The sequence below is a fragment of the Pokkaliibacter sp. MBI-7 genome (assembly GCF_029846635.1).
Taxonomy (GTDB): Bacteria; Pseudomonadota; Gammaproteobacteria; order Pseudomonadales; family Balneatricaceae; genus Pokkaliibacter.
The window spans coordinates 530,177-550,895 of record NZ_JARVTG010000002.1 but is presented as its reverse complement, the minus strand read 5'-3'; the positions used below and the strand labels follow the sequence as shown (position 1 = coordinate 550,895).

The following is a 20,719-nucleotide window of genomic DNA, read 5'->3' as shown; positions in this document are numbered from 1 at the left end:
TAACAGGCTGTTGAAAACGTTATCGAGGCAGCCGAGACAAGGAAAAAACAGGCGAAAAAGCACAGTTTAGTGGACTAAATGAGCATTTTGAGCCTGTTTTTGACGCGGTATTCGGCAACGCAGATAGATTTTCAACAGCCTGCTAAAGAGCATGGCGAAGGTCTATTCAACGCCGTGTTGTCGATGCACAGGAACGAGAACAACGTCCAGCGCTCGCCCCTAGCCCACCACCCGGTGTGCCAGTGCAGGCAGATTCAGACGCACCTTGCTCAGATAATCCGCATCCATCTCCGCCATTACATAGCCGTTACCTTCCGCCAGCAGTGCCAGTACCTTGCCCCAGGGGTCGATGATCATGCTGTGGCCAAAGGTACGTTTGCCGCTGGGATGCACACTGGTTTGCGCCGCCGCGATCACATAGCACTGGTTTTCAATGGCCCGCGCTCGCAACAGCACCTCCCAGTGCGCCTCTCCGGTGGTTGCCGTAAAGGCAGCAGGTACCGCCAGCAGATCAAAACCCGGCGCATGCCGGTACAGCTCGGGGAAACGCACGTCATAGCAGATAGAACTGCGCAGACGCCCGGCAGGTGTGGCAAAGGTCGCTATCTGCTGTCCGGCCTTGAACACATCCGCTTCGCGGTAGGACTCCACGCCGTTATCGAAGCCGAACAGGTGGATCTTGTCATAGCGACCAACGCATTCACCGTTGTTGTCATAGAGCGCGCTGCTGTTGTACACCCGCTCGGGATCATCCGACGCCAGCGGAATGCTGCCCGCCAGCAACCAGATGCCCAGCTCTCTGGCCAGCCCGGAAAGGAAGGCCTGTATAGGCCCTGCCTGCCATGGTTCAGCCAGCGCTACACGCTGGGTCTCCTGCTCCCCCATCAGGTAAAAGTATTCAGGCACTACCACCAGTGAGGCGCCCGCCGCAGCGGCCTCCGTGACCCAGTGTCGTGCCAGTGCCAGATTGGCCGCCACATCAGCACCACTGTTCATCTGTACTGCCGCTATTTTTATGTTGTTCATGGTTCAGCCTATCTCATCAATCAGCTATCGAATCAGTCAATACAGAACCCTGCAGGCATCCGGCGGCAGCGTAACAGAAACCACATCACCCACGTTGCAACACAGGCCATGGCCGGGAAGACTCAGCGCCGTCAGGTTGATGCCAGCACAGGCCACGCTGGTTTCAATGGTTGCGCCCACATCCCGGACAAAGGTGACGATACCCTGCAGAGCATGGCTACCGGTCACGGCCTCCAGACGTATATCCTCCGGCCGTACCAGCAACTGCACGGCATCGCCCTTACGCCGCTCATCACCTGAGGCCGGCCGCTGATCTGCCCGCTCATCCTTCATCACGGCGATGACAGAGCCATCAGGCAGCTCTGCCAGCCCCGGCTCACGCAGGGTAGCCGGGAACAGATTGCCACTGCCGATAAAGTCCGCGACGAAGGCATTGGCAGGACGCCGGTAAATTTCCAGCGGACTGCCCACCTGTTGCACGCGCTGCTCGCCCAGTACCACCACCAGATCCGCCATGGTCATGGCTTCACGCTGATCGTGGGTCACCATGATGGTGGTAATGTTCAGCTTCTGCTGCAACTGCCTGATCTCCACCTGCATCGACTCGCGCAGCTTGGCATCCAGTGCAGACAGCGGTTCGTCCAGCAGCAGTAACTTGGGGTGAGACGCAATGGCACGGGCGATGGCCACACGCTGACGCTGGCCGCCTGACAATCGCGCTACCGGACGGTCACGCATTTCCTCCAGCTGGATCAGCTTCAGCAGCTCACTAACCCGCTGTTGTTGCTGGTCTTTGCTGACCTTACGCAGGCGCAATGGGTAGGCGATGTTCTGCCCCACGGTCATATGGGGAAACAGCGCCAGTGACTGAAATACCATGCCGAAGTTGCGTTGATAGGCCGGGACGTTGCAGACATCCTGACCGTCCAGCACGATCTGTCCGGCACTGACGCTTTCCAGCCCGGCAATCATGCGCAGCAAGGTGGTTTTGCCACAGCCCGACGGCCCGAGAAAGCACACCATCTTGCCTTCAGGCAGCTGCAGATTGACGTCGGCAACCGCGCTCATGCTGCCATAACGCTTAGTGACCTGATTAAGCACCAGTCCGCTCATACGGTGATCCCCTGTTGTCAAAATGAAACCCCTCCCTCACCCACCAGCTTCTCCAGCACCCAGATCAGTACGGCATCAATGAGTACGATCAGCACGGCAAAGGAAAACACCGTAGGGTCAAGGGACGACACAGTGCGGCTGTACATCCAGATCGGTACGGTCATGGCGTCGATGTTGTAGAGAAAGTAGGTAACGGTGAACTCGTTGAAGGAGATGATGAACGCCAGCAGCATGCCGGCCAGAATCCCCGACTTCATCAGCGGCACCACCACATCGACGATGGCCCGCAGAGGTGACGCGCCAAGCATCTGTGCAGCTTCCTCGACCTCCCGCCCCAGTGGCTCAAGAGCCGCAACGCAGTTCTTGGTAACGAATGGCAGCGCCAGAATGACATGGGCAATGACCAGCCGGGTGATGTCCAGATGAAAGGGCAGGCTGTCGAACACCAGCAGCATCGCCAGCCCCAGCACCACCATGGGAAACACCAGAGGCAGGGTCATCAGCTGCATCACCATGGCCTTGCCGCGAAACTGACAGCGTGTCAGCGCATAGCTGGCGGGCACGGCCACCAGTGTCGCCAGCACCATGGTCAGTAACGACACCGTCAGGCTGATGGTGATGGCCTGCCCGAGGCTGAGTACATCACTGGCGTCAGGCGATACCAAGGTATGCCAGGCGGCCCGATACCACTGCAGGCTGTAGCTGTGCGGCGGAAAGTCCAGATTGGCGGCACCGCTGAAAGACATCACAATCATGGTCAGAATGGGCAGTACCGCCAGGAACAGAATGACGGCAGACACCCCTCTGATAAGCGGTGACATCTCCGCTGGCAACAGCGGCCGGCGCAGGCGGCGGGAGCGGCAGGCAAGAGGCTGAACGCCACGGTGTACATGGCTCATGGTTGGCCCTCCAGCATACGGCGGCTGCGGCCGCTCAGGCGCTCGGACAGCGACATGATCAGCAGCGTAGCGGCAATCAGTACCACACCCGCCGCTGACGCCGCTGGCCAGTTCATCAGTGGCGCGATCTGATCATGGATCATCACCGCCAGCATCGGCACCCGTCGTCCGCCAAGCAGCAAGGGCACCACAAAGCTGCTGGCGTTATAGGCAAATACCAGGGTTGCCGCAGTAATCACGCCTGGCATCGCCATCGGCAACACCACCTGCATAAAGGTCTGGCGACGATGGGCACCCAGAGTTGCCGCCGCCTCTTCATAGGTACGTGAAACATTGCGCATGGCACTGGCAATGGGCAGTACCGCCAGCGGAAAAGCCGTCTGAATCAACCCCAGCAGTACACCACTCTGGTTGTACAGCATCATGATGGGCCGCTTGATCAGGCCCAGATGCATCAACAGCTGATTGACCATGCCCGAAGGGCCGAGAATGACCAGCCAGCCGTAACTTTGCAGCAGCAGATTGACCAGCAGCGGCAGCAACACAGCGGCCAGAAACACCCGTCTGGCCAGTGCAGACTGCAGGCGCGACATGCAGTAACCGACCGGAATCGCCAGCAGGACGGTCGCTACCGCACTGATCAGCGCCAGTCGTAAAGTCAGTAGCAGAGACTTCAGGTAATACGGCTCCAGCAGCTGGGCGTAACTGTCGAGGCTGAAGCCCGTCCACTCGGCACCCTTGGTGCCGAAACTCATGCGCAGCACCAGCACACTGGCAGCCACCAGCACACCGAGAAACAGCAGCGCCGGGGTCAGAAACAGCCAGGCCCGGAGCGATGCGGACGAGACCGCAGGCTGCGACGATGCGCTACCCGCGGTATGAGTTAGAGATGATTCCATAGCTTGCACCTGCACAGTCCGGATGCAGTCCATGCCGCGTGCCCTGCTCTTCCTTGCCGGGCACACGGCATCCACTGCATCAGGAAGAGAAGATTTCGGTATAACGACGAATCCACTGGTCATGCACGGTGGCCAGGAATGCGTTGTCATGAATGATGGCCTTATCGGCAATCTGTTCAGGTGTGAGGATATAAGGACTCTGGCGGGCTTGGGCTGAAATCACCGCCTTGCTGTTGACCGGGCCGTTGTAGATGTCTTCGGCCATCTTGCCCTGTACCACCGGGTCCAGTGAGTGGTTGATAAAGGCGTAGGTGACATCGTCTTCACCGGGGCGAACCTTAGGCATGACGGACAGCATCAGGTCGGTATAGAAGCCTTCCTTCATGCCAAAGGTGGCTCCCAGATGGTAGTTCGGGTCGCGGATTTGTTTGGGGAAAAACGCCGGTGCGTACAGGCCACCCATATCCAGTGCCCCGGTACGGAACAGCTCGGCAATCTGGTTGGGGTTCTCGCCCAGCGTCACCACACGGTCTTTCAGCTCGGCCAGTTTCTTGAAGCCGGGCTCCACATTGTGCGCATCACCACCGGCCAGATGAGCGGCGATGATGATCAGGTCCATGGCTTCGGTCCAGTTGGGCGGCGGCAGGAAGATGTTGGGGGCCAAGTCCTTGTCCCACAGAGACGCATAGCTGGTGGGGGCATCACCGACGGTATTCGGGTTATAGATCAGGCTGTTGCACCACAGCAGGTAACCGATACCGTGGCCAGCAGCACCGGTCTGATACTTTTCAGGAACGTCCTTGAGATTGGGCAAACGGTTGAGATCGGGCTTTTCCAGCAAGCCAGCACTGGCCAGCCCTTCAGCGCCCACCCCGGCCAGCGTAATCACGTCGTACTGAGGGCGATCCCCCGCGGCCTTCAGCTTGGCTACCATTTCTGACGTACTGCCGGTACGGTCTGCAATCACCTTGGCACCGGTTTTCTCTTCAAACGTCGCCGCGATATTACGCAACGCTGCCAGCCCGGTGTCATCCGACCAGGTCAGCAAACGTAGGGTCTTGCCCTGAAACGGTTTCTCTCCAGCGCTGGCGCGCAGGAACGGCATCGATAATCCGGCGGTCGCCAGCGATGCGGCGCCCAGCGTCTTGACGAAATCTCTTCTGTTCAACTTGCCCATACTCAACCCCTGTGAGGTATTAGCGGATGTTGTCATTCAGCAGCGTTGCCAGAACGTGAACGCAAGATCCTGAACACGCTCTCAGATCACTGCTGTGCTTTCATCCTAGGGAGCAGCGAATAAGTGCAACAATCGAAAAGAAATCATTGGATCCATGTTCTGACGTCATGCCTTCTGAGGGTGCGCAGATGCACCAAAACGACTCTGACGGACAGCACTGGCAGCTGGTGTCAACATCAGGCCAGACAGGGATTGAGGGCTTTTATCAGGCGTCGGGCAAAGGCCATGCAGATGGACAGGCACCAAGATGAGACAGGGAGGAGCGGCTGAAAAATCAGATCAGATTTTAAAAATCAGATCAGATTTTAAAAATCAGATAAAAAAAGTCGCTGATACGCGGGAAAAACTTCCCATACGTTCAGACCAGTGCTGGCCAGTCGGCGCGGATGCTTCAGAGAGACAGATAGAAAAGCGGATAGCGGATAGCGGATAGCGGATAGCGGAAGAAGAGGTGATAACTGCTTTAGCGGGCAAGCCTACCACCTCACCTCCGGGTGCTGTCGAAAACGCGCGGACACTGTACGCACTCACACCATGACATCAAACACCATGATGTCATCGATCATGGGGTCAAAGACCTCTTGCAGTGCTTTATGGCCGGGATGAATCAGATAGCGATTGCGTTCGGTTTCGTCCTTGAACGTCAGCAGAAAATAATGATTCAGCCCTTTGTTGAGGTTTTCCGGGCTGATATTGGTGCCGTAACGAAACGCGGGGATGCTGCTGAGAGAGTGCGCCAGCTCTGCCAGACGCTGACAGACATGATCAATCTGCAGCTCGGTGACATCCGGCTTGAAGCGCACAAACAACTTATGCTGAACCATTCGACTCCTTCCTCATTGGCGTACAGGGATGATCAGAAATTAATCGGATCCGGTCACTTCAGTATAAGGAGCACTCCTCCACTTTTCTCACACCCGGCGCCCTCCTTGGCGCCAATGGCTGAATCTACGACGACAGGATGACGAAGCAGGTACTTTGGCACTATTGCGTCTGTCTACCCTCAGTGACTATGCGGTTGACAGCGCTAACGTTGCGATCAGAACTGCTCGACAGCCAGCGCCATCGTGCTCTGACTGCCCGCCAGCAGCATCTGCAGATGACTGCCTATTCGCGGCAGGTAGTGTTCGGCAAAGAAACGGGCAGTGACAACTTTAGCCTGCAGAAAAGCGCTGTCAGCCCCGTCTTCCTTCAGCTGTGCGCTGGCCGTGAGTGCTGATCTGGCCAGCAGCCAGCCACCGCAGAGATAACCCATCAGCATCATGAAGTTGAAGCTGGCCGTACCGGCGAAATGCGTCTCTTCAGGCGCCAGCGTCAGGATGGCATCCGCCGCCTGCTGTGCGTGCGCCAGCGCATCACTGAAACGCTCGGCTATCGGACTCAGCTCGGTATCCTGCGCTTGCAGCAGCGCCGTCAGGCACTGCGCCATTTCGGCCAGTAACCCACGCAGGTGTTCGCCACCGTTCACCAGAGTCTTGCGCCCGATAAGGTCCAGCGCCTGAATACCGCTGGTGCCTTCATAGATGGTGAGAATACGCGCATCACGGAAATGCTGAGCCGCACCGGTTTCCTCGATGTAGCCCATACCACCGTGAATCTGCACGTTGAGGCTGGTGATTTCCTGTGCCAGCTCGGTCATCCAGCCTTTGACGATGGGCGTGAACAGCTCAAGCCGGGCCAGAGCCTGCTTATCTTCGCTGTCGATAGCGGCACGATCCGCCTCCGCCATGGCCACCAGCGCCAGCGCGCGCATGGCTTCCGTGCCTGACTTCATCAGCATCAGCATCCGCCGTACATCAGGGTGCTCGATAATGGGCATGCGGCTGCCATCTTTTCGGCTTCCCTGCAGACGCTCCTGCGCATATTGCCGTGCCTGCTGGTACGCCCGCTCGGAAATCGACAGCCCCTGCAGGCCGACAGCCTGCCGGGCATTGTTCATCATGGTGAACATGTACATCAGGCCCTTGTTCACTTCTCCCACCAGATAGCCCTTGGCCCCACCCTGATCACCGAAACTCATCACGCAGGTAGGGCTGCCATGAATACCCAGTTTGTGCTCCAGCGAGACACAGCTGACGTCATTCAGCGCTCCCGGCTCACCGTGCTCATCCAGCAGAAATTTGGGCACGATAAACAGAGAAATCCCCTTCACTCCCCTGGGGGCATCCGGCAGACGAGCCAGTACCAGATGAATGATGTTGGAGGTCATCTGATGATCCCCCCAGGTGATAAAAATCTTCTGCCCACTGATCAGGTAATGATCGTCATTAGGTATGGCTCTGGCACTGACGGCCGCCAGATCAGAACCCGCATTGGGCTCGGTCAGGTTCATGGTGCCGGTCCACTCACCGCTGATAAGCTGCGGCAGATAGCGCGCCTTAAGCTCATCACTGCCGTGCGCGGTCAGCGCTTCCACCGCGCCCTGACAGAGCATCGGACACAGCGCAAAGGCCATGTTGGCACTGTGCCAGATTTCGTTGACTGCCGTCCCCAGCACCGACGGTAAACCCTGCCCCCCAAAGGCTTCATCGGCCACCAGTGCTGGCCAGCCGCTTTCCACATACTGCTGATAGGCAGCGGCGAACCCGGCGGTCTGCTTCACCCCTTCCGCCGTCAGTGTCGCCCCCTGCGTGTCACCCGGCTGATTGAGCGGTGCCAGTACCTCAGCGCCCAGTTTCCCGGCCTCACTGAGAATGGCTTCAGCCAGCTCCAGATTGACGTCATCCAGCCCCAGCTCCGCACTGAGACTGTCAAAATCGACCAGCTCCTTCAGCACAAACAGGGTGTCTTTCAGCGGATGGGTATAGGTACTCATGGCGGTCTCCGAGGGTATCATCTTGCACATATCGCTGCGTATAGCCTCAAATTCAGCAGTGTGCAGATGTGCATACAGGTTCAGGTCGAACAACAGGTTCGCCTGTGAGGCTGGAAATCAGCAGCGAATCTGAACGATGCGTGTACCGGGCAGCTTCACCCTTGAGGTAACGTCAGCATAGCGACGGGCTCACCGTGGCAGGCAGCGCGCCTGCCACAGTGCAACCTGTCAGCATGACTCAGAGCTTGCTGGTCAGCTCCGGTACCGCTGTAAACAGATCAGCCACCAGGCCGTAGTCAGCCACCTGGAAGATCGGTGCTTCTTCGTCTTTATTGATGGCAACGATGACCTTGGAGTCTTTCATCCCGGCCAGATGCTGAATGGCACCGGAGATACCCACGGCCACATACAGCTCAGGTGCTACCGTCTTACCGGTTTGTCCGACCTGCATGTCGTTGGGTACGAAGCCCGCATCCACTGCAGCACGGGAAGCCCCTACCGCAGCACCCAGCTTGTCTGCCAGTGCATAGATCACACTGAAGTTCTCGCCGGAACCCACACCACGGCCACCGGAAACCACCTTGCTGGCAGCGGTCAGCTCTGGGCGATCAGACACCGCCAGCTCTTCCTTCACAAAGCGGGAAGCTGCAGACGCACCCACCACCGCCACAGGCTCGATGGTTGCCGTACCGCCAGTGGCGGCGACAGGCTCAAACGAGGTGCCACGCACGGTCATGACCTTGACCGCATCGGCTGATTTGACGGTCGCAATAGCGTTGCCCGCATAGATCGGGCGTTTGAAGGTATCAGCGGCCAGTACCGCAGAGACCTCCGACAACTGGTTGACGCCCAGCAGTGCAGCCACACGTGGCAGAAAGTTCTTACCGGTGGTGGTCGCGGCAGCCAGGATGTGGCTGTAGCCTTCGGCGGCAGACTGCACCAGTTTGCTCAGGCTTTCAGCCAGCTGATGCTCATAAGCAGCATCGTCTGCCACACGTACTTTACGCACGCCGCTGATGGTCGCTGCCGCCTGGGCAACCGCCTGACAGTTATGGCCTGCGATCAGCAGGTCTACATCACCACCAATCTGCCGGGCAGCAGCCAGCGTGGTCAGGGTAACGGGCTTCAGGGATTGGTTATCGTGTTCGGCAATTACCAGAATAGTCATCACAGTACCTTCGCTTCGTTACGCAGTTTTTCGATCAGCTCATCCACAGAACCCACTTTGATCCCCGCCTGACGCTCTGCAGGAGGCTCGACCTTCACCAGGGTCAGGGCATTGCCGACACTGACGCCCAGCTGTTCAGGGGTCAGCACGTCCAGTGGTTTCTTCTTGGCTTTCATGATGTTAGGCAGCGAAGCGTAACGTGGTTCGTTAAGGCGCAGATCGGTGGTCACCACCGCAGGCAGACTGATAGCCAGTGTCTGCAGGCCGCCATCCACCTCACGAGTCACCTGGGCGCTGTCGCCCTCGATCACCACTTCAGAGGCGAAGGTCGCCTGAGGCCAGTCCAGCAGCGCGGCCAACATCTGCCCGGTCTGGTTGTTGTCAGAATCAATGGACTGCTTGCCGAGAATGATCATGCTGGGCTGCTCCTGCTCGGCGACTCTGGCCAGCAGGCGGGCGATGGACAGCGCATCGATGTTTTCCGCTTCCACCTGAATACCGCGATCAGCACCCAGCGCCAGCGCCGTACGGATTTGCTCCTGACAGGCTTTGGCACCGATGGACACCACCACCACTTCAGATGCCACGCCCTTTTCCTTCAGGCGCACGGCTTCTTCAATGGCGATTTCACAGAAGGGGTTGAGAGCCATCTTGACGTTGGCCAGATCCACATCCGACTGGTCAGCTTTCACCCTGACCTTGACGTTGTAGTCGATGACTCGTTTTACGGCGACCAGTATTTTCATCAGCAATTTTCTCTTGTTATGCGAAGCAGCGCGTTCCTGCTGCCTCTGTGTAAGCCAAAAAACGTTGTGTGCCCAACTCAGGTCTTTCAGTTTTGCGGCAACGCTGAGGCGATGGCAACCACCACATCAGGCGCTGCTGGAACAGGTCATAAACACATTCCAACGCAGGAGTCAGACCACCGCAGTGCTACGCCAAGCACCCCATCGTGCCCGGCTTATCCGAACGGCCCGTCTATCATGCAGACGCCTTTCGGTTATAACCAGAGCCAATAGAATGTACTTATAGATCAATAAATTATGTTCTAAGAGCTTTCACTATACGGGCTCCCGAATCCTTACTGATCTCCCCCACGTAACTGCACTGACTCCTTAATCACTGCGTCATTTGCATCGTTGTCGCAATTCGGTTCTGCGCCCGGGATCACCGTCACCCTGAGCACAGCACGCGACAGGACAGCGGTACCCGGATCCGTGATCACCGGCCTTTAAACGCGGCCGGACGCTTCTCCAGAAAGGCCGTCATGCCTTCTTTCTGATCTTCGGTGGCAAAGGCCAGTGCGAACAGATCACTCTCCAGCGCGCAGGCGGCGGTCAGATCCAATTGCGGGCCGCGATGAGCCAGCTCTTTGGTCAGACGCACCGCCACCGGACCGTTAGCGGCAATTTTCTGCGCCAGCTTCATGCCTTCTTCGCGCAGGCTTTCTGCCGCGTAAGCATGGTTTGCCAGACCGATGCGTACCGCTTCGGTGGCATCGACCATGCGGCCACTCAGCAGCAACTCCATGGCCATGCCTCGCCCAACCAGGCGGGTCAGACGCTGGCTGCCACCAAAACCGGGCGGTACGCCCAGCGTCACTTCAGGCTGACCAAAGCGGGCCTTGTCGCTGGCCAGAATGAAGTCGCAGCTGAGGGCAAGCTCACAGCCTCCCCCCAGAGCAAACCCATTGACCAGCGCGATGGTGGCAAACGGCAGGCGCTCCAGCGCAGCAAAAACTTCATTCCCCAGCTGTGAAAAGTGCCGCGCTTCCAGCGCCGCCAGACCACTCATCTGGCTGATGTCCGCGCCGGCTGCAAAGGCTTTTTCACCCGCGCCGGTCAGCAGCAGCACCCGTACATCGCTGGCGCCCTGCAGATAACGGATCGCTTCCATCAGCTCATTGAGCATGGTGGAATCAATGGCATTCAGCTGCTTCGGGCGGTTCAGTTCCAGGGTATAGATGCCTTGTCCCGACTCGCTCAGTAGCAGTGTCGAAAAGGCAGGCAAAGCCAGTTCGGTATCATTCATAGCTGAAGAACCCTCTTCCTGATTTTTTGCCGAGCCAGCCTGCTGCTACGTATTTGCGCAGCAAGGGCGCGGGCCGGTATTTGTCGTCACCCAGATCACGGTGCAGCACTTCCATGATGGCCAGACAGGTATCCAGACCGATGAAGTCGGCCAGCGTCAGCGGCCCCATGGGATGCGCACAGCCCAGCGTCATGGCCGTATCGATATCGCTGGCACTGGCCACGCCCTCTTCCAGCACGAAGCAGGCCTCATTCAGCATGGGCAACAGGATACGGTTGACCACAAATCCTGCCTTGTCCTGACATTTGACCGGTGATTTACCCAGCTGCTCGGCCAGCGCGATGACCTTGCTGAAGGTCTCTTCACTGGTAGCCAGCCCGCCGATCACCTCAACCAGTTTCATGGCCGGTACCGGGTTGAAGAAGTGCATGCCGATGACCTGCTGCGGACGCCGGGTGACGGCAGCAATAGTAGTGATGCTGATGGAGCTGGTGTTGGAAGCCAGAATGGCATCCGCATGGCAGATACCGTCCAGTTTGCGGAACAGATCCAGCTTGAGATCTACCCGCTCACTGGCCGCTTCAATCACCAGCTGGCAGTCAGCCAGTTGCTCCAGCTCACCCACTGCGCTGATACGCTGACTGATGGCAGCCGCGTCGTCAGCCTGCAGCTTGCCGCGGCTGACCTGTGAGTCCAGCCGCTTCTGGATCGCTGCCAGCCCTTTTTGCGCCGTATCCAGACTGATGTCGGCCAGCACCACCGAAAAGCCAGAGGTGGCTGCTACCTGAGCGATACCACCGCCCATCTGCCCTGCGCCTACGATTCCAATTTTCAACTCAGCACCTACCTTGTCGTTGCTCATTCGCCGGTCCTCGCTTGTGCTTTCCTGCCGGGGACGATGTTGCTGCCCTGCGGCATAAACAGCTCAGTTATACCCCTCTCAGAGGTAAACACAACCGCTTGACCGGCTGATGACCGTTGCACCTGCTCCCTGTCTGTCCGGAGAATTAACTCAGCTCGTCCGTCCTGATCTGGCTGGGATCTTTGGCCCAGTCACGCAGCACGTACTTCTGAATCTTACCGGTGGAGGTTTTGGGCAGGGGCACAAACACCACACTGCGCGGCACCTTGAAGTGCGCCAGATGCTCGCGACAGAAAGCGATGATGTCTTTTTCACTCACATCCTGATGATCAGCCTTGAGCGTGATGAAAGCACAGGGTGTTTCGCCCCATTTTTCATCCGGCCGCGCCACCACGGCCGCTTCCAGCACCGCCGGGTGTTTATAGAGGGTATCTTCCAGCTCGATGGTGGAGATATTCTCCCCGCCGGAAATGATGATGTCCTTCAGACGATCTTTGATTTCCACGTAACCATCGGCATGCCATACCGCCAGATCACCGGTATGGAACCAGCCACCGGCAAAGGCCTCGGCCGTGGCCGCCGGATTTTTCAGATACCCCTTCATGATGGTGTTACCGCGCATGAAGATCTCGCCCAGTGTTTCGCCATCGCGCGGCACATCCTGCAGGGTCGCCGGGCTGGCCACCCGCAGCCCGTCCAGCGTGAGGTAACGCACCCCCTGACGGGACTTGATTCGGGCACGCTGCTCCAGTGGCAGATCATCCCATTCACCGTGCCAGGCACAGACCGTAACAGGCCCGTAGACCTCGGTCAGACCATAAACGTGGGTGACATGGATGCCCATTTCCTCGATCGAGCCAATCACTTTGGCAGGTGGTGCAGCCCCCGCGGTCATGGCCTGCACCGGATGATCAATGGCCGCCTTGGCAGATTCGGGCATGTTGATCAGCGCATTGAGCACAATGGGGGCGCCGCACATGTGGGTCACCTGCTGCTCGCGGATCAGGGTCAGAATACGTTGCGGGTCCACCTTGCGCAGGAAGACGTGTGTACCAGCACAGGCAGTGACGGTCCACGGATAGCACCAGCCATTGCAATGGAACATGGGTAGCGTCCACAGATAGACCGGGTGCTGGCCCATGGACCAGACCGTGGTATTGCCCAGTGCATTCAGGTAAGCACCACGGTGGTGATAGACGACACCTTTCGGATTGCCGGTCGTGCCTGAGGTGTAGTTGAGCGAAATAGCATCCCACTCGTTGTCAGGCAGACGCCAGACAAACTCGGGGTCGCCCTCGGCCAGAAAAGCCTCGTAGTCCAGCGGGCTGATGGCCTCTGCCGAACCCAGCTCCGGGTCATTAACATCGATAACCAGCGGCGGCTGGTCGAGCAGCGCCAGTGCCTGCGCTATCACCGGGGTAAATTCACGATCAACGATCAACACCTTCGCCTCACCATGCGCCAGCATGAACGCCAGGCTCTCGGCATCAAGGCGAATGTTCAGGGTATTGAGCACGGCACCGACCATGGGCACCCCAAAGTGCACTTCGAGCATGGCCGGAATATTGGGCAGCATTACCGCAACGGTGTCCCCCTTGCCGATTCCCCTGCCCTGCAGGGCAGAAGCGAGACGACGGCAGCGCTGATAGGTTTGCTGCCAGGTGAAATGCTGACTGCCGTGAATCATGGCGGGCCGGTGCGGGTAGACACTGGTGGTGCGCTCAATAAAACCCAGAGGAGACAACGGCACATGGTTGGTGGTGTGCTGCTCCAGATGCTGATCGTAGATGGAGGTCATGGCTGTTTCCGCTAGCTGTTGTTGTTATGCACTGCGTGGCTGTGACTACCGCAACACAGGGGCACTTAGCACCCACTCCTGATCGGGCTGGCGCACTGCACTCCTGTTGGCTGCTGTCTTTTATAGGCAATCATCAACGAAAATACAATTATCACTATAGTGGTATAGTATTTTTACTATATAAAAATACCGTACTGGACTAAAATCCTGTCACTACGCTCAGCATCACTCCGGAAGCCACCCTTCTATGCTGCTATACAACGACCCTCAGCCCGGTGCTGTGCTTGATGCCAGCGCCCATCCCCTGCAAAGCAATCAGGCGTTGCAGCATCTGCTCGGTGAACTGCAGGTCCCCCTCATACAGCTGCTGCCCTTCAATGTGGCAGCACTGGTCAGCGCCAGTCTGCGTCAGCAACGGGCAATTGAGGACGTTGAGCATCAGGTCGGTGAACGCATTTTGCTGTGGAGTTTTATTCCTGAACGTGTCAGCCAGCAGGTACTGCTGCGCGGACGTGATGCCACCCATGAGCGACGCAGCGTAAAAGAAGCCGCTGAGGCAAGCAGGCTCTATCGCCTGATCACTGAAAACACCAGTGACATGATTTCGCACCACTCTCCGGATGGCACCTTCCTCGATGCATCGCCCGCTGCATGGACGCTGCTTGGCTATTGGCCTGAACAGCTGCGTGGCATGCAAACCAAACACTTACTTCATCCCGAAGACCGGCACCGGCTGTTCACTGCACGCGAAGAGCTGGAGATCAGCGGGCGGCATACCATGACCTATCGCATCGGGCATCGTCAGGGGCACTACCTGTGGTTTGAAACCGCCAGCCACGCCATCCGTGATGCATACTCCGGTGAGGTCATCGAAGTGGTCAGCGTCAGCCGTGATGTCACTGCCCGCGTCAAAGCGGAAGAGATAAGGCATCGTCTGGCCGACGTTATCGAGGCCACCACCGACCTGGTCCTGTTCCTCGACAGCAGCGGCAAGCCAACTTATATCAATCAGGCGGCACGACGGGCGCTGTGTGCAGACGCGCCGCCGGCACCGGCCGGGCAGCAGAAAACCGACAGCACACTGACACTCCCGACGCTCGCCAGTCTGCTCGATGACGCCAGCCGCCAGCGCCTGCTGGAGGGGTTGCTGACGGCACGTGAGCAGGGTGTGTGGCGTACCGACATGTATCTGCACCCACGTCATCGTCAGGCGTTGCCAGTCTCACTGGTGCTGCTGGCCCATACGGCAGCGGACGGCGTGCGCTACTTTTCGCTGGTAGCACGCGATATGACGGAGCGTGAGCTGCGCGAGAGCCAGCTGCGCCGCCATCAGGAAGAACTGGCCCATGCCAGCCGCCTGACCACCATGGGGGAGCTGGCATCGGGTATTGCCCATGAGATGAACCAGCCACTCGCTGCCGTGGTTAATTACGCCGGAGCCAGCCTGCGCTATCTGAAACGTCTGCCGCAGCAGGATCAGGTGCATGAGAAGGTGGCAGAGGGCCTGACCCGCATTACCCTTCATGCCAACCATGCTGCGGAGGTCATCAAGCGTCTGCGGGCTTTCCTGCGCAAAGGGCAGCCTCGCCTGCAAAAGCTGGATGCCAACGGCGTGATCAGCCATGCCCTGATGCTGTGTCAGTGGGATGCCAACGAAAAACAGGTGCAGCTGCTGACAGAGCTTCAGACCGCCCTGCCTGACATCTTTGTCGATCCGGTGCTGCTGGAGCAGGTACTAATCAATCTGCTGCGCAACGCCATCGATGCCAATCGCGAACGCCATGGCCACAACGGTTCTCACGTCACCGTGCGCAGCTATCGCTGTCAGGAAAACTGGGTCTGTGTACAGGTCATTGATCACGGCCCCGGACTCAGCGAGGAACGTCTGGCACAGATCTTCACCCCATTCTTTACCAGTAAGGCCGATGGCCTTGGCCTTGGCCTGTCCATCAGCCGAACACTGGTGGAAGGTTTCGGTGGCACACTGGAGGCGCAGACTCACCCTGACGGGTTAGTGTTCGAATGCCGCCTGCCCGCCATTCACGCCGACAATACCTTCACAGACAAGCCGTGATATACCTTCTGTTGAACTGACAACCTGGGAGCCAAAGTGACGATGAGCACTACAACCACACCACAGATCGTTTACGTGGTGGATGATGATCAGGGCATGCTCGACTCACTGGTCTGGCTGCTCGACTCAGTGGGGATTGAAACGCGCCCCTTTACCAGCGGGCAAAGCTTTCTGGAGCAGTGCGACGCCAGCATCAACGCCTGCGTATTGCTGGATATTCGTATGCCCGGCATGGGCGGTCTCAACGTGCTGGAGGCCATGCGCCAACGGCAGGTGCAACTGCCGGTCATCTTTATCAGCGGCCATGCCGACGTGCCGCTGGCAGTGCGTGCTTTCAAGGCGGGCGCCTGTGACTTTCTGGAAAAGCCCATCAATGAACAGCTGTTGCTCGACAGCGTGCAGCAGGCATTACAAAGCCACGCCGCCCAGTGGCAACGGCGGCAGCAGCTCGCCAGTATTCAGGCACGTCTGGCGGACATGACACCGCGTGAGAGTGATCTGCTGCTGCCACTGGCTAAAGGGTTCAGTAACCGAGAAATCGCCGAGCAACTGGATATCAGCGTCAAAACCGTCGACCTGTACCGCGCCCGGGTAATGAAAAAGCTCGCTGCGGACAGCCTGCCTGAACTGGTCGCCATGGTCATCGCCACCGGAATGCTTGATCCACTGGCAGCCAGAGAGTGAGCGGCGGCTTGGCGCCTGCTCACGTGTTCGGCAGCTGGGCCCCTGCATCGTCAGCGATCCAATTTCAGTTTACGGAAGTGCTCGGTGACAGCCGCAATATCCTGTTCAGCAGACATGGCATGCTGGCAACGTGCCAGCGCCTGCTCGGCAAACGCCAGCGCCAGCCCGTGGAAAGGCACGAAGCCACAGCCTTGTAATCCATAAAGAGCCTTTTGCAGCCAGATCCCGACCTCCACGAAGGCAGCGCCATCGCGGGAAATCGGTACAAACACATCTCGGAAAAAGTCTTCTTCCGCCAGTGCCCGCACATAAATGCGATCATATTCCGGCTGATAGCCTCGCGGCTGGTTCTGCTCCTGCATATCCACGACCGTCATCGCCCGCTGTCGCTCTTCTGCCCAGGTGTGCAACAACCGCACACAGGTTCCGATGACGTCAATGGCCGTGCCCGGGTCATTGATAGCAGGTGATAGCGCCCGGATCGCAATCTCGTTAAGCACTATCAACCCGAGGCGCGGATCCTGATGATAGGTGCGGGCATCGCCAGTCACGATGGCTGCACGTACCGCCTGACAGAGTGCTTCAGCGGGAGTCGTATCGACACTGACCAGCGGCTGGCCGGGCACCAGAAACTCACCGGGCTGGCTTTCCAGATGGATACGGCACTGGTACTGCTCAGCCAGTGCCTGCAATTTACCCATGTCGACGTACTGCACATAGCCCACCAGCAGGGTATTGATGTGGGTACCGGCCACCGGGCTCTGCTCATAGGGCTGACCACCCAGATAGGGCTGACGTGCCCGTCGGATCAGCGACTCACGGGTGGTGGACTCAACCAGATTGACGGTCTCCCCTACCCGGCCAAGGTGCGATATCTGATCGATCCAGCGCAGCAGGGTCACCGTGATCAGCACAATCACCAGCACCGTGACACCAAACAGTACTACCCGCCCGCCATCGGCGTAGATATGTGTGCTGAGCGCCACAATACCGACGATGGCGTACAGAAAGGCGCCCAGAAAGGTCGCCAGCGCACTGTGTACGTCGGCGTTTTCAATTAGCAGTTTGGTCGCTCTGGGTGTGGTACTCGACGAGGCGGTAGCAAAGGCAGATACCACCGTGGTCAGGGAAAAGGTGGTCACCGCCAGCATGCTGGAAGCGAGAATATTGAGAATGCTGTCGATGGAGGAGGCACCGAGCACAGTCGCCCAGTGCCCCGGCACCCAGCTGTTAGCCAGCGGACTGATCAACACCGTACCAATGGCCAGCGCGCAGTAGAGACTGGCGCGGAACCACATACGATGTGCCACTTCCCGCAGATAGAACATCCATTTGGATGCAATGACATCCCTGTCCTGAGCCATATCGTTAACCCGAGTGCCTGAAACTTATCATGCACTTATGGCGTTGATCACGATCAGAGTCAAAGCCCCTTGCCTGTCAGCTGCCGCTTTCTTCACTTTTTCCAGCATTTGCAGCGGGTGTTTTAGCAACCGTCGATGCGGGCTTGCGACGGCTTCCCGTCGTCGACGCCTTGCTGGCAACAGGTGCCTTTCTGGCTGCGGTGGTTTTAGTGTTGCTGGTGGCCGTTGTTTTGGCAGCACTGGTGGGCTTGCGTGTAGCGCTGGCGCGGCGAGGTGCAGGTGCAGCGCTCGTCTGGACAGGCTGCGCGATCACCTCTGCAGCGACGCCGGCCTGTTCCTGCTCGGCAGCAACACTGTCACCACTGACGGTCGCCACCGCATCATCCGCCTTGACCTCAACCACGGCGTGCTGACTTTCCGCCAGCACGGCATCGCTACGCTCAAGAACCGGCTTGGACTTGCCATTGATCACTGGTTCGGCTTTCGCAACTGTTGCCTTGGCCTCTGCCTCTTCCCTGGCCACCTGCTCACTGATCACCGCCTTGAACAGGGCAACGATTTCGTCGTAACGCACCTGCGCCTCTGCTGACAGAGGGCCAGGGGCCGTCAGCGTGGAATGCACCAGTGCCAGCGTTTCTTCGATAGTGGCAGCCGGGACGCCCTGTAACAGCGAGGGAATGGAAGCCACGGCCAGCGGCTCGTCCAGTCGCAGCATCAGGAACTGGTCACGCAGCAAGGCTTTGAAATCATGCAATGACAGGCGCTCGGCGTGAGCCTCGCGGAACTGCTGCAGCACATGGAAACTGCGCTCGTCGGTGACTCGTGTTGCCAGTGCCACATAGATCAGCGAGCGCGTCATGGCTTCGCGGATGCCACCGATAGTCATGTGCTGACGCAAGGTCTTATGGTGGAAATCGAGATAAGCCCGGAACTCAGGGTCCGCACCGGGATGGGGGCGCACATCAGCGTCATTGGCACTCAGGCCCAGCATGGCCTGCAGCAAAGGCGAGCCGTAGAAGCCGAGGAATATTTGCTCTTCCAGCATGTCACGGTTATCCCGATAGCGGTCCAGTGCCGACTCCAGCCAGCCAGACATCTGACGCTCGATCTGGGTGAAGATGTTGTCTTCCGTGGTGGCAAGCCGGTTGCCATCAATAAAGGATGCCATCCAGCGTACAGGGGTCATCCACGGGTTAATCTCCGAGAACATCTCGTAGCTGACCCGTAAAGGGTGCAAGCGGTGCATGACAGTAGCCGACACATCATTGCTGATGGCTCTGACCCAGGGCTGCATGAACTGGCGATACAAACCGAGGTTGATCTGTGACAGGCGGTCTACCGCTGCAAAACGCCGGTTGTCGTCCTCACGCTCCTGCACCACCGCCCGGATGTCATCCATGCCCCGACCGGCGAACTCCAGAATGTAGTCACCATGTGCCAGTTCGGCATTCGTGGCATCCGCCGCCTTGGGCGTAATGATGGCTTCATATAAGCCCGGCGGCATGACATCGATAAAGTCGATATTGGATGCGAACTCGTTGTGCTCTTTGCGGGCAATCTTGCCGGAAACAAAAATACCCAGATGGCCAATGCTGTCGTGAATGGTGTAAATGATGGTCTGGCCACGGGCCTGCACATCGGTATCGCTGTCGTACAGATCGGAAATCCAGCCCAGCGCCTGCTGGGGTGGGCTGATGTTATCGCCCCTGGAGCAGAACACGATAATGGGTGAACGAATATTGCGCAGATCAACCCGCGCGCCATCGGCCATGATCATCTGATTAGCGGTCAGGCGGTTGCCGATAAACAGGTTGTCGACGATGTACTGCATTTCGCCGCCGTTAAGGTAGACGTGACCACCCCACCACTTTTCAAACTCCAGATAACGGGCTGGTTCGGTATCAATATTGGAGTAGAGATGATACTGCTTGGTCCACAGCGTATTGGCCGGGTTCAGACTCTCAAAATTCTGTACCAGCCAGGCGCCATCAAAGACCCCTTTGCCCAGATCACTGGTCAGCGCAGTCATCCAGGAGCCACCCAGCAGTCCACCAGAATAGCGCATAGGATTCTGCCCCCGCACACCCGCCCAGTATGACAGCGGCGTACCAGCGATAATCAGTGGCCCGAACAGCTCAGGCCGCAGCGCAGCAGCAATCATGACCTGCCAGCCAGCCTGACAGTTACCCACTACCACGGGTTTGCCTTCGGCTTCAGGATGGCGTGCCCGCACCACTTCCAGAAAATGATGATGAGCGCGGATCACCGCCTCGATGGTCTGGCCTTCCAGTGGGTAGGTCAGAAAGCCGATAAAGTAGCAGGGATGCCCGGAGCGCAACGCCACGCCAATTTCACTGTCAGACTTGAAGCCACCAATACCGGGGCTGTTACCCGCGCGGGGATCCACCACCACAAAGGGGCGCTTGCGCATGTCCACTTCGATACCTTCGGGAGGCACAATCACCGCCAGACCATAGGCTGCCGGATCAGGCAGCTCACGCCCGTCCGCGACCAGATCAGCGTCGAAGCTGAGTACGTGAGGTACACGCATGGCCATGTGCTGGTGATAGCGCTCTCCGCGCTGGCGCAGCACATCGGTGAACAGCACTGAGCGCTGGATCGCATCCACGCCGTAGCAGAGCCCGTCTGCCCAGACATTCCACAATGAACCGAAGCCTTCGGTATTCAACATAAACCACTCCTGTGAGCCCGTTACCGACATGAACGGGAGCTATCAACGAGAATCGGT

At 58.3% G+C, this 20,719-nt stretch carries 16 protein-coding genes; 2 read left to right on the top strand and 14 right to left on the bottom strand.

Annotation, left to right across the window (positions count from 1 at the left end; all coding sequences use genetic code 11):
* Nucleotides 1-219 precede the first annotated feature (219 nt).
* The 12 genes from QCD60_RS22150 to QCD60_RS22095 form a co-directional block, all read right to left on the bottom strand.
* On the bottom strand, nucleotides 220-1,026 hold the full coding sequence (locus tag QCD60_RS22150) for a carbon-nitrogen hydrolase family protein (protein ID WP_279788506.1): 807 nt from the start codon (nucleotides 1,024-1,026) through the stop codon (nucleotides 220-222).
* A gap of 36 nt (nucleotides 1,027-1,062) precedes the next feature.
* Nucleotides 1,063-2,139, bottom strand: a complete 1,077-nt coding sequence (locus QCD60_RS22145) for an ABC transporter ATP-binding protein (protein WP_279788504.1) — start codon at nucleotides 2,137-2,139, stop codon at nucleotides 1,063-1,065.
* Nucleotides 2,140-2,156: 17 nt separating this feature from the next.
* Nucleotides 2,157-3,038 carry an ABC transporter permease gene (locus tag QCD60_RS22140; RefSeq protein WP_279788502.1) on the bottom strand — a complete coding sequence of 294 codons (882 nt, stop codon included), beginning with the start codon at nucleotides 3,036-3,038 and terminating at the stop codon, nucleotides 2,157-2,159.
* Entirely contained in the window at nucleotides 3,035-3,937 is a 903-nt protein-coding gene (locus QCD60_RS22135) for an ABC transporter permease (protein ID WP_279788500.1), read from the bottom strand. Before QCD60_RS22135 ends, QCD60_RS22140 begins: the two co-directional genes overlap by 4 nt.
* 79 nt (nucleotides 3,938-4,016) lie before the next feature.
* Nucleotides 4,017-5,114 carry an extracellular solute-binding protein gene (locus QCD60_RS22130; RefSeq protein ID WP_279788498.1) on the bottom strand — a complete coding sequence of 366 codons (1,098 nt, stop codon included), beginning with the start codon at nucleotides 5,112-5,114 and terminating at the stop codon, nucleotides 4,017-4,019.
* 587 nt (nucleotides 5,115-5,701) lie between these two features.
* The gene (locus QCD60_RS22125; protein ID WP_279788495.1) at nucleotides 5,702-5,998 is read right to left on the bottom strand and encodes a Dabb family protein; all 297 of its coding nucleotides are present in this window, start codon (nucleotides 5,996-5,998) and stop codon (nucleotides 5,702-5,704) included.
* Between the two features lie 215 nt (nucleotides 5,999-6,213).
* A complete protein-coding gene (locus QCD60_RS22120; protein WP_279788494.1) occupies nucleotides 6,214-7,989 on the bottom strand; it encodes an acyl-CoA dehydrogenase in 1,776 nt (591 codons plus the stop codon).
* Between the two features lie 238 nt (nucleotides 7,990-8,227).
* A complete protein-coding gene (locus tag QCD60_RS22115) occupies nucleotides 8,228-9,157 on the bottom strand; it encodes an FAD-binding protein (protein ID WP_279788492.1) in 930 nt (309 codons plus the stop codon).
* Nucleotides 9,157-9,903 carry an electron transfer flavoprotein subunit beta/FixA family protein gene (locus QCD60_RS22110; protein WP_279788490.1) on the bottom strand — a complete coding sequence of 249 codons (747 nt, stop codon included), beginning with the start codon at nucleotides 9,901-9,903 and terminating at the stop codon, nucleotides 9,157-9,159. The genes QCD60_RS22115 and QCD60_RS22110 overlap by 1 nt, the downstream gene beginning before the upstream one ends.
* Before the next feature lie 475 nt (nucleotides 9,904-10,378).
* Nucleotides 10,379-11,188, bottom strand: a complete 810-nt coding sequence (locus tag QCD60_RS22105; protein WP_279788488.1) for an enoyl-CoA hydratase-related protein — start codon at nucleotides 11,186-11,188, stop codon at nucleotides 10,379-10,381.
* On the bottom strand, nucleotides 11,181-12,050 hold the full coding sequence (locus QCD60_RS22100; RefSeq protein ID WP_279788486.1) for a 3-hydroxybutyryl-CoA dehydrogenase: 870 nt from the start codon (nucleotides 12,048-12,050) through the stop codon (nucleotides 11,181-11,183). The genes QCD60_RS22105 and QCD60_RS22100 overlap by 8 nt, the downstream gene beginning before the upstream one ends.
* Nucleotides 12,051-12,195: 145 nt before the next feature.
* On the bottom strand, nucleotides 12,196-13,848 hold the full coding sequence (locus QCD60_RS22095) for an acyl-CoA synthetase (RefSeq protein ID WP_279788484.1): 1,653 nt from the start codon (nucleotides 13,846-13,848) through the stop codon (nucleotides 12,196-12,198).
* A gap of 247 nt (nucleotides 13,849-14,095) precedes the next feature.
* Between QCD60_RS22095 and QCD60_RS22090 the strand changes: the two genes are divergently transcribed.
* Entirely contained in the window at nucleotides 14,096-15,922 is a 1,827-nt protein-coding gene (locus tag QCD60_RS22090) for a PAS domain S-box protein (RefSeq protein ID WP_279788482.1), read from the top strand.
* Nucleotides 15,923-15,964: 42 nt separating this feature from the next.
* A complete protein-coding gene (locus tag QCD60_RS22085; RefSeq protein WP_279788480.1) occupies nucleotides 15,965-16,606 on the top strand; it encodes a response regulator in 642 nt (213 codons plus the stop codon).
* Nucleotides 16,607-16,656: 50 nt separating this feature from the next.
* Here the strand turns inward: QCD60_RS22085 and QCD60_RS22080 are convergent, their stop codons facing one another.
* On the bottom strand, nucleotides 16,657-17,970 hold the full coding sequence (locus QCD60_RS22080) for a DUF2254 domain-containing protein (RefSeq protein ID WP_279788478.1): 1,314 nt from the start codon (nucleotides 17,968-17,970) through the stop codon (nucleotides 16,657-16,659).
* A 76-nt stretch (nucleotides 17,971-18,046) separates the two neighbouring features.
* The gene (locus QCD60_RS22075; protein WP_279788476.1) at nucleotides 18,047-20,662 is read right to left on the bottom strand and encodes a DUF3141 domain-containing protein; all 2,616 of its coding nucleotides are present in this window, start codon (nucleotides 20,660-20,662) and stop codon (nucleotides 18,047-18,049) included.
* Between the last annotated feature and the right edge of the window lie 57 nt (nucleotides 20,663-20,719).

What these genes read in the sequence shown, in the direction of transcription:
- QCD60_RS22080 (WP_279788478.1), bottom strand. Translation starts at nt 17,970, where the DNA reads ATGGCTCAGGACAGGGATGTCATTGCATCCAAATGGATGTTCTATCTG.
- QCD60_RS22085 (WP_279788480.1), top strand. Translation starts at nt 15,965, where the DNA reads ATGAGCACTACAACCACACCACAGATCGTTTACGTGGTGGATGATGAT.
- QCD60_RS22145 (WP_279788504.1), bottom strand. Translation starts at nt 2,139, where the DNA reads ATGAGCGGACTGGTGCTTAATCAGGTCACTAAGCGTTATGGCAGCATG.
- QCD60_RS22150 (WP_279788506.1), bottom strand. Translation starts at nt 1,026, where the DNA reads ATGAACAACATAAAAATAGCGGCAGTACAGATGAACAGTGGTGCTGAT.
- QCD60_RS22120 (WP_279788494.1), bottom strand. Translation starts at nt 7,989, where the DNA reads ATGAGTACCTATACCCATCCGCTGAAAGACACCCTGTTTGTGCTGAAG.
- QCD60_RS22115 (WP_279788492.1), bottom strand. Translation starts at nt 9,157, where the DNA reads ATGACTATTCTGGTAATTGCCGAACACGATAACCAATCCCTGAAGCCC.
- QCD60_RS22095 (WP_279788484.1), bottom strand. Translation starts at nt 13,848, where the DNA reads ATGACCTCCATCTACGATCAGCATCTGGAGCAGCACACCACCAACCAT.
- QCD60_RS22110 (WP_279788490.1), bottom strand. Translation starts at nt 9,903, where the DNA reads ATGAAAATACTGGTCGCCGTAAAACGAGTCATCGACTACAACGTCAAG.
- QCD60_RS22100 (WP_279788486.1), bottom strand. Translation starts at nt 12,050, where the DNA reads ATGAGCAACGACAAGGTAGGTGCTGAGTTGAAAATTGGAATCGTAGGC.
- QCD60_RS22140 (WP_279788502.1), bottom strand. Translation starts at nt 3,038, where the DNA reads ATGAGCCATGTACACCGTGGCGTTCAGCCTCTTGCCTGCCGCTCCCGC.
- QCD60_RS22105 (WP_279788488.1), bottom strand. Translation starts at nt 11,188, where the DNA reads ATGAATGATACCGAACTGGCTTTGCCTGCCTTTTCGACACTGCTACTG.
- QCD60_RS22125 (WP_279788495.1), bottom strand. Translation starts at nt 5,998, where the DNA reads ATGGTTCAGCATAAGTTGTTTGTGCGCTTCAAGCCGGATGTCACCGAG.
- QCD60_RS22135 (WP_279788500.1), bottom strand. Translation starts at nt 3,937, where the DNA reads ATGGAATCATCTCTAACTCATACCGCGGGTAGCGCATCGTCGCAGCCT.
- QCD60_RS22090 (WP_279788482.1), top strand. Translation starts at nt 14,096, where the DNA reads ATGCTGCTATACAACGACCCTCAGCCCGGTGCTGTGCTTGATGCCAGC.
- QCD60_RS22130 (WP_279788498.1), bottom strand. Translation starts at nt 5,114, where the DNA reads ATGGGCAAGTTGAACAGAAGAGATTTCGTCAAGACGCTGGGCGCCGCA.
- QCD60_RS22075 (WP_279788476.1), bottom strand. Translation starts at nt 20,662, where the DNA reads ATGTTGAATACCGAAGGCTTCGGTTCATTGTGGAATGTCTGGGCAGAC.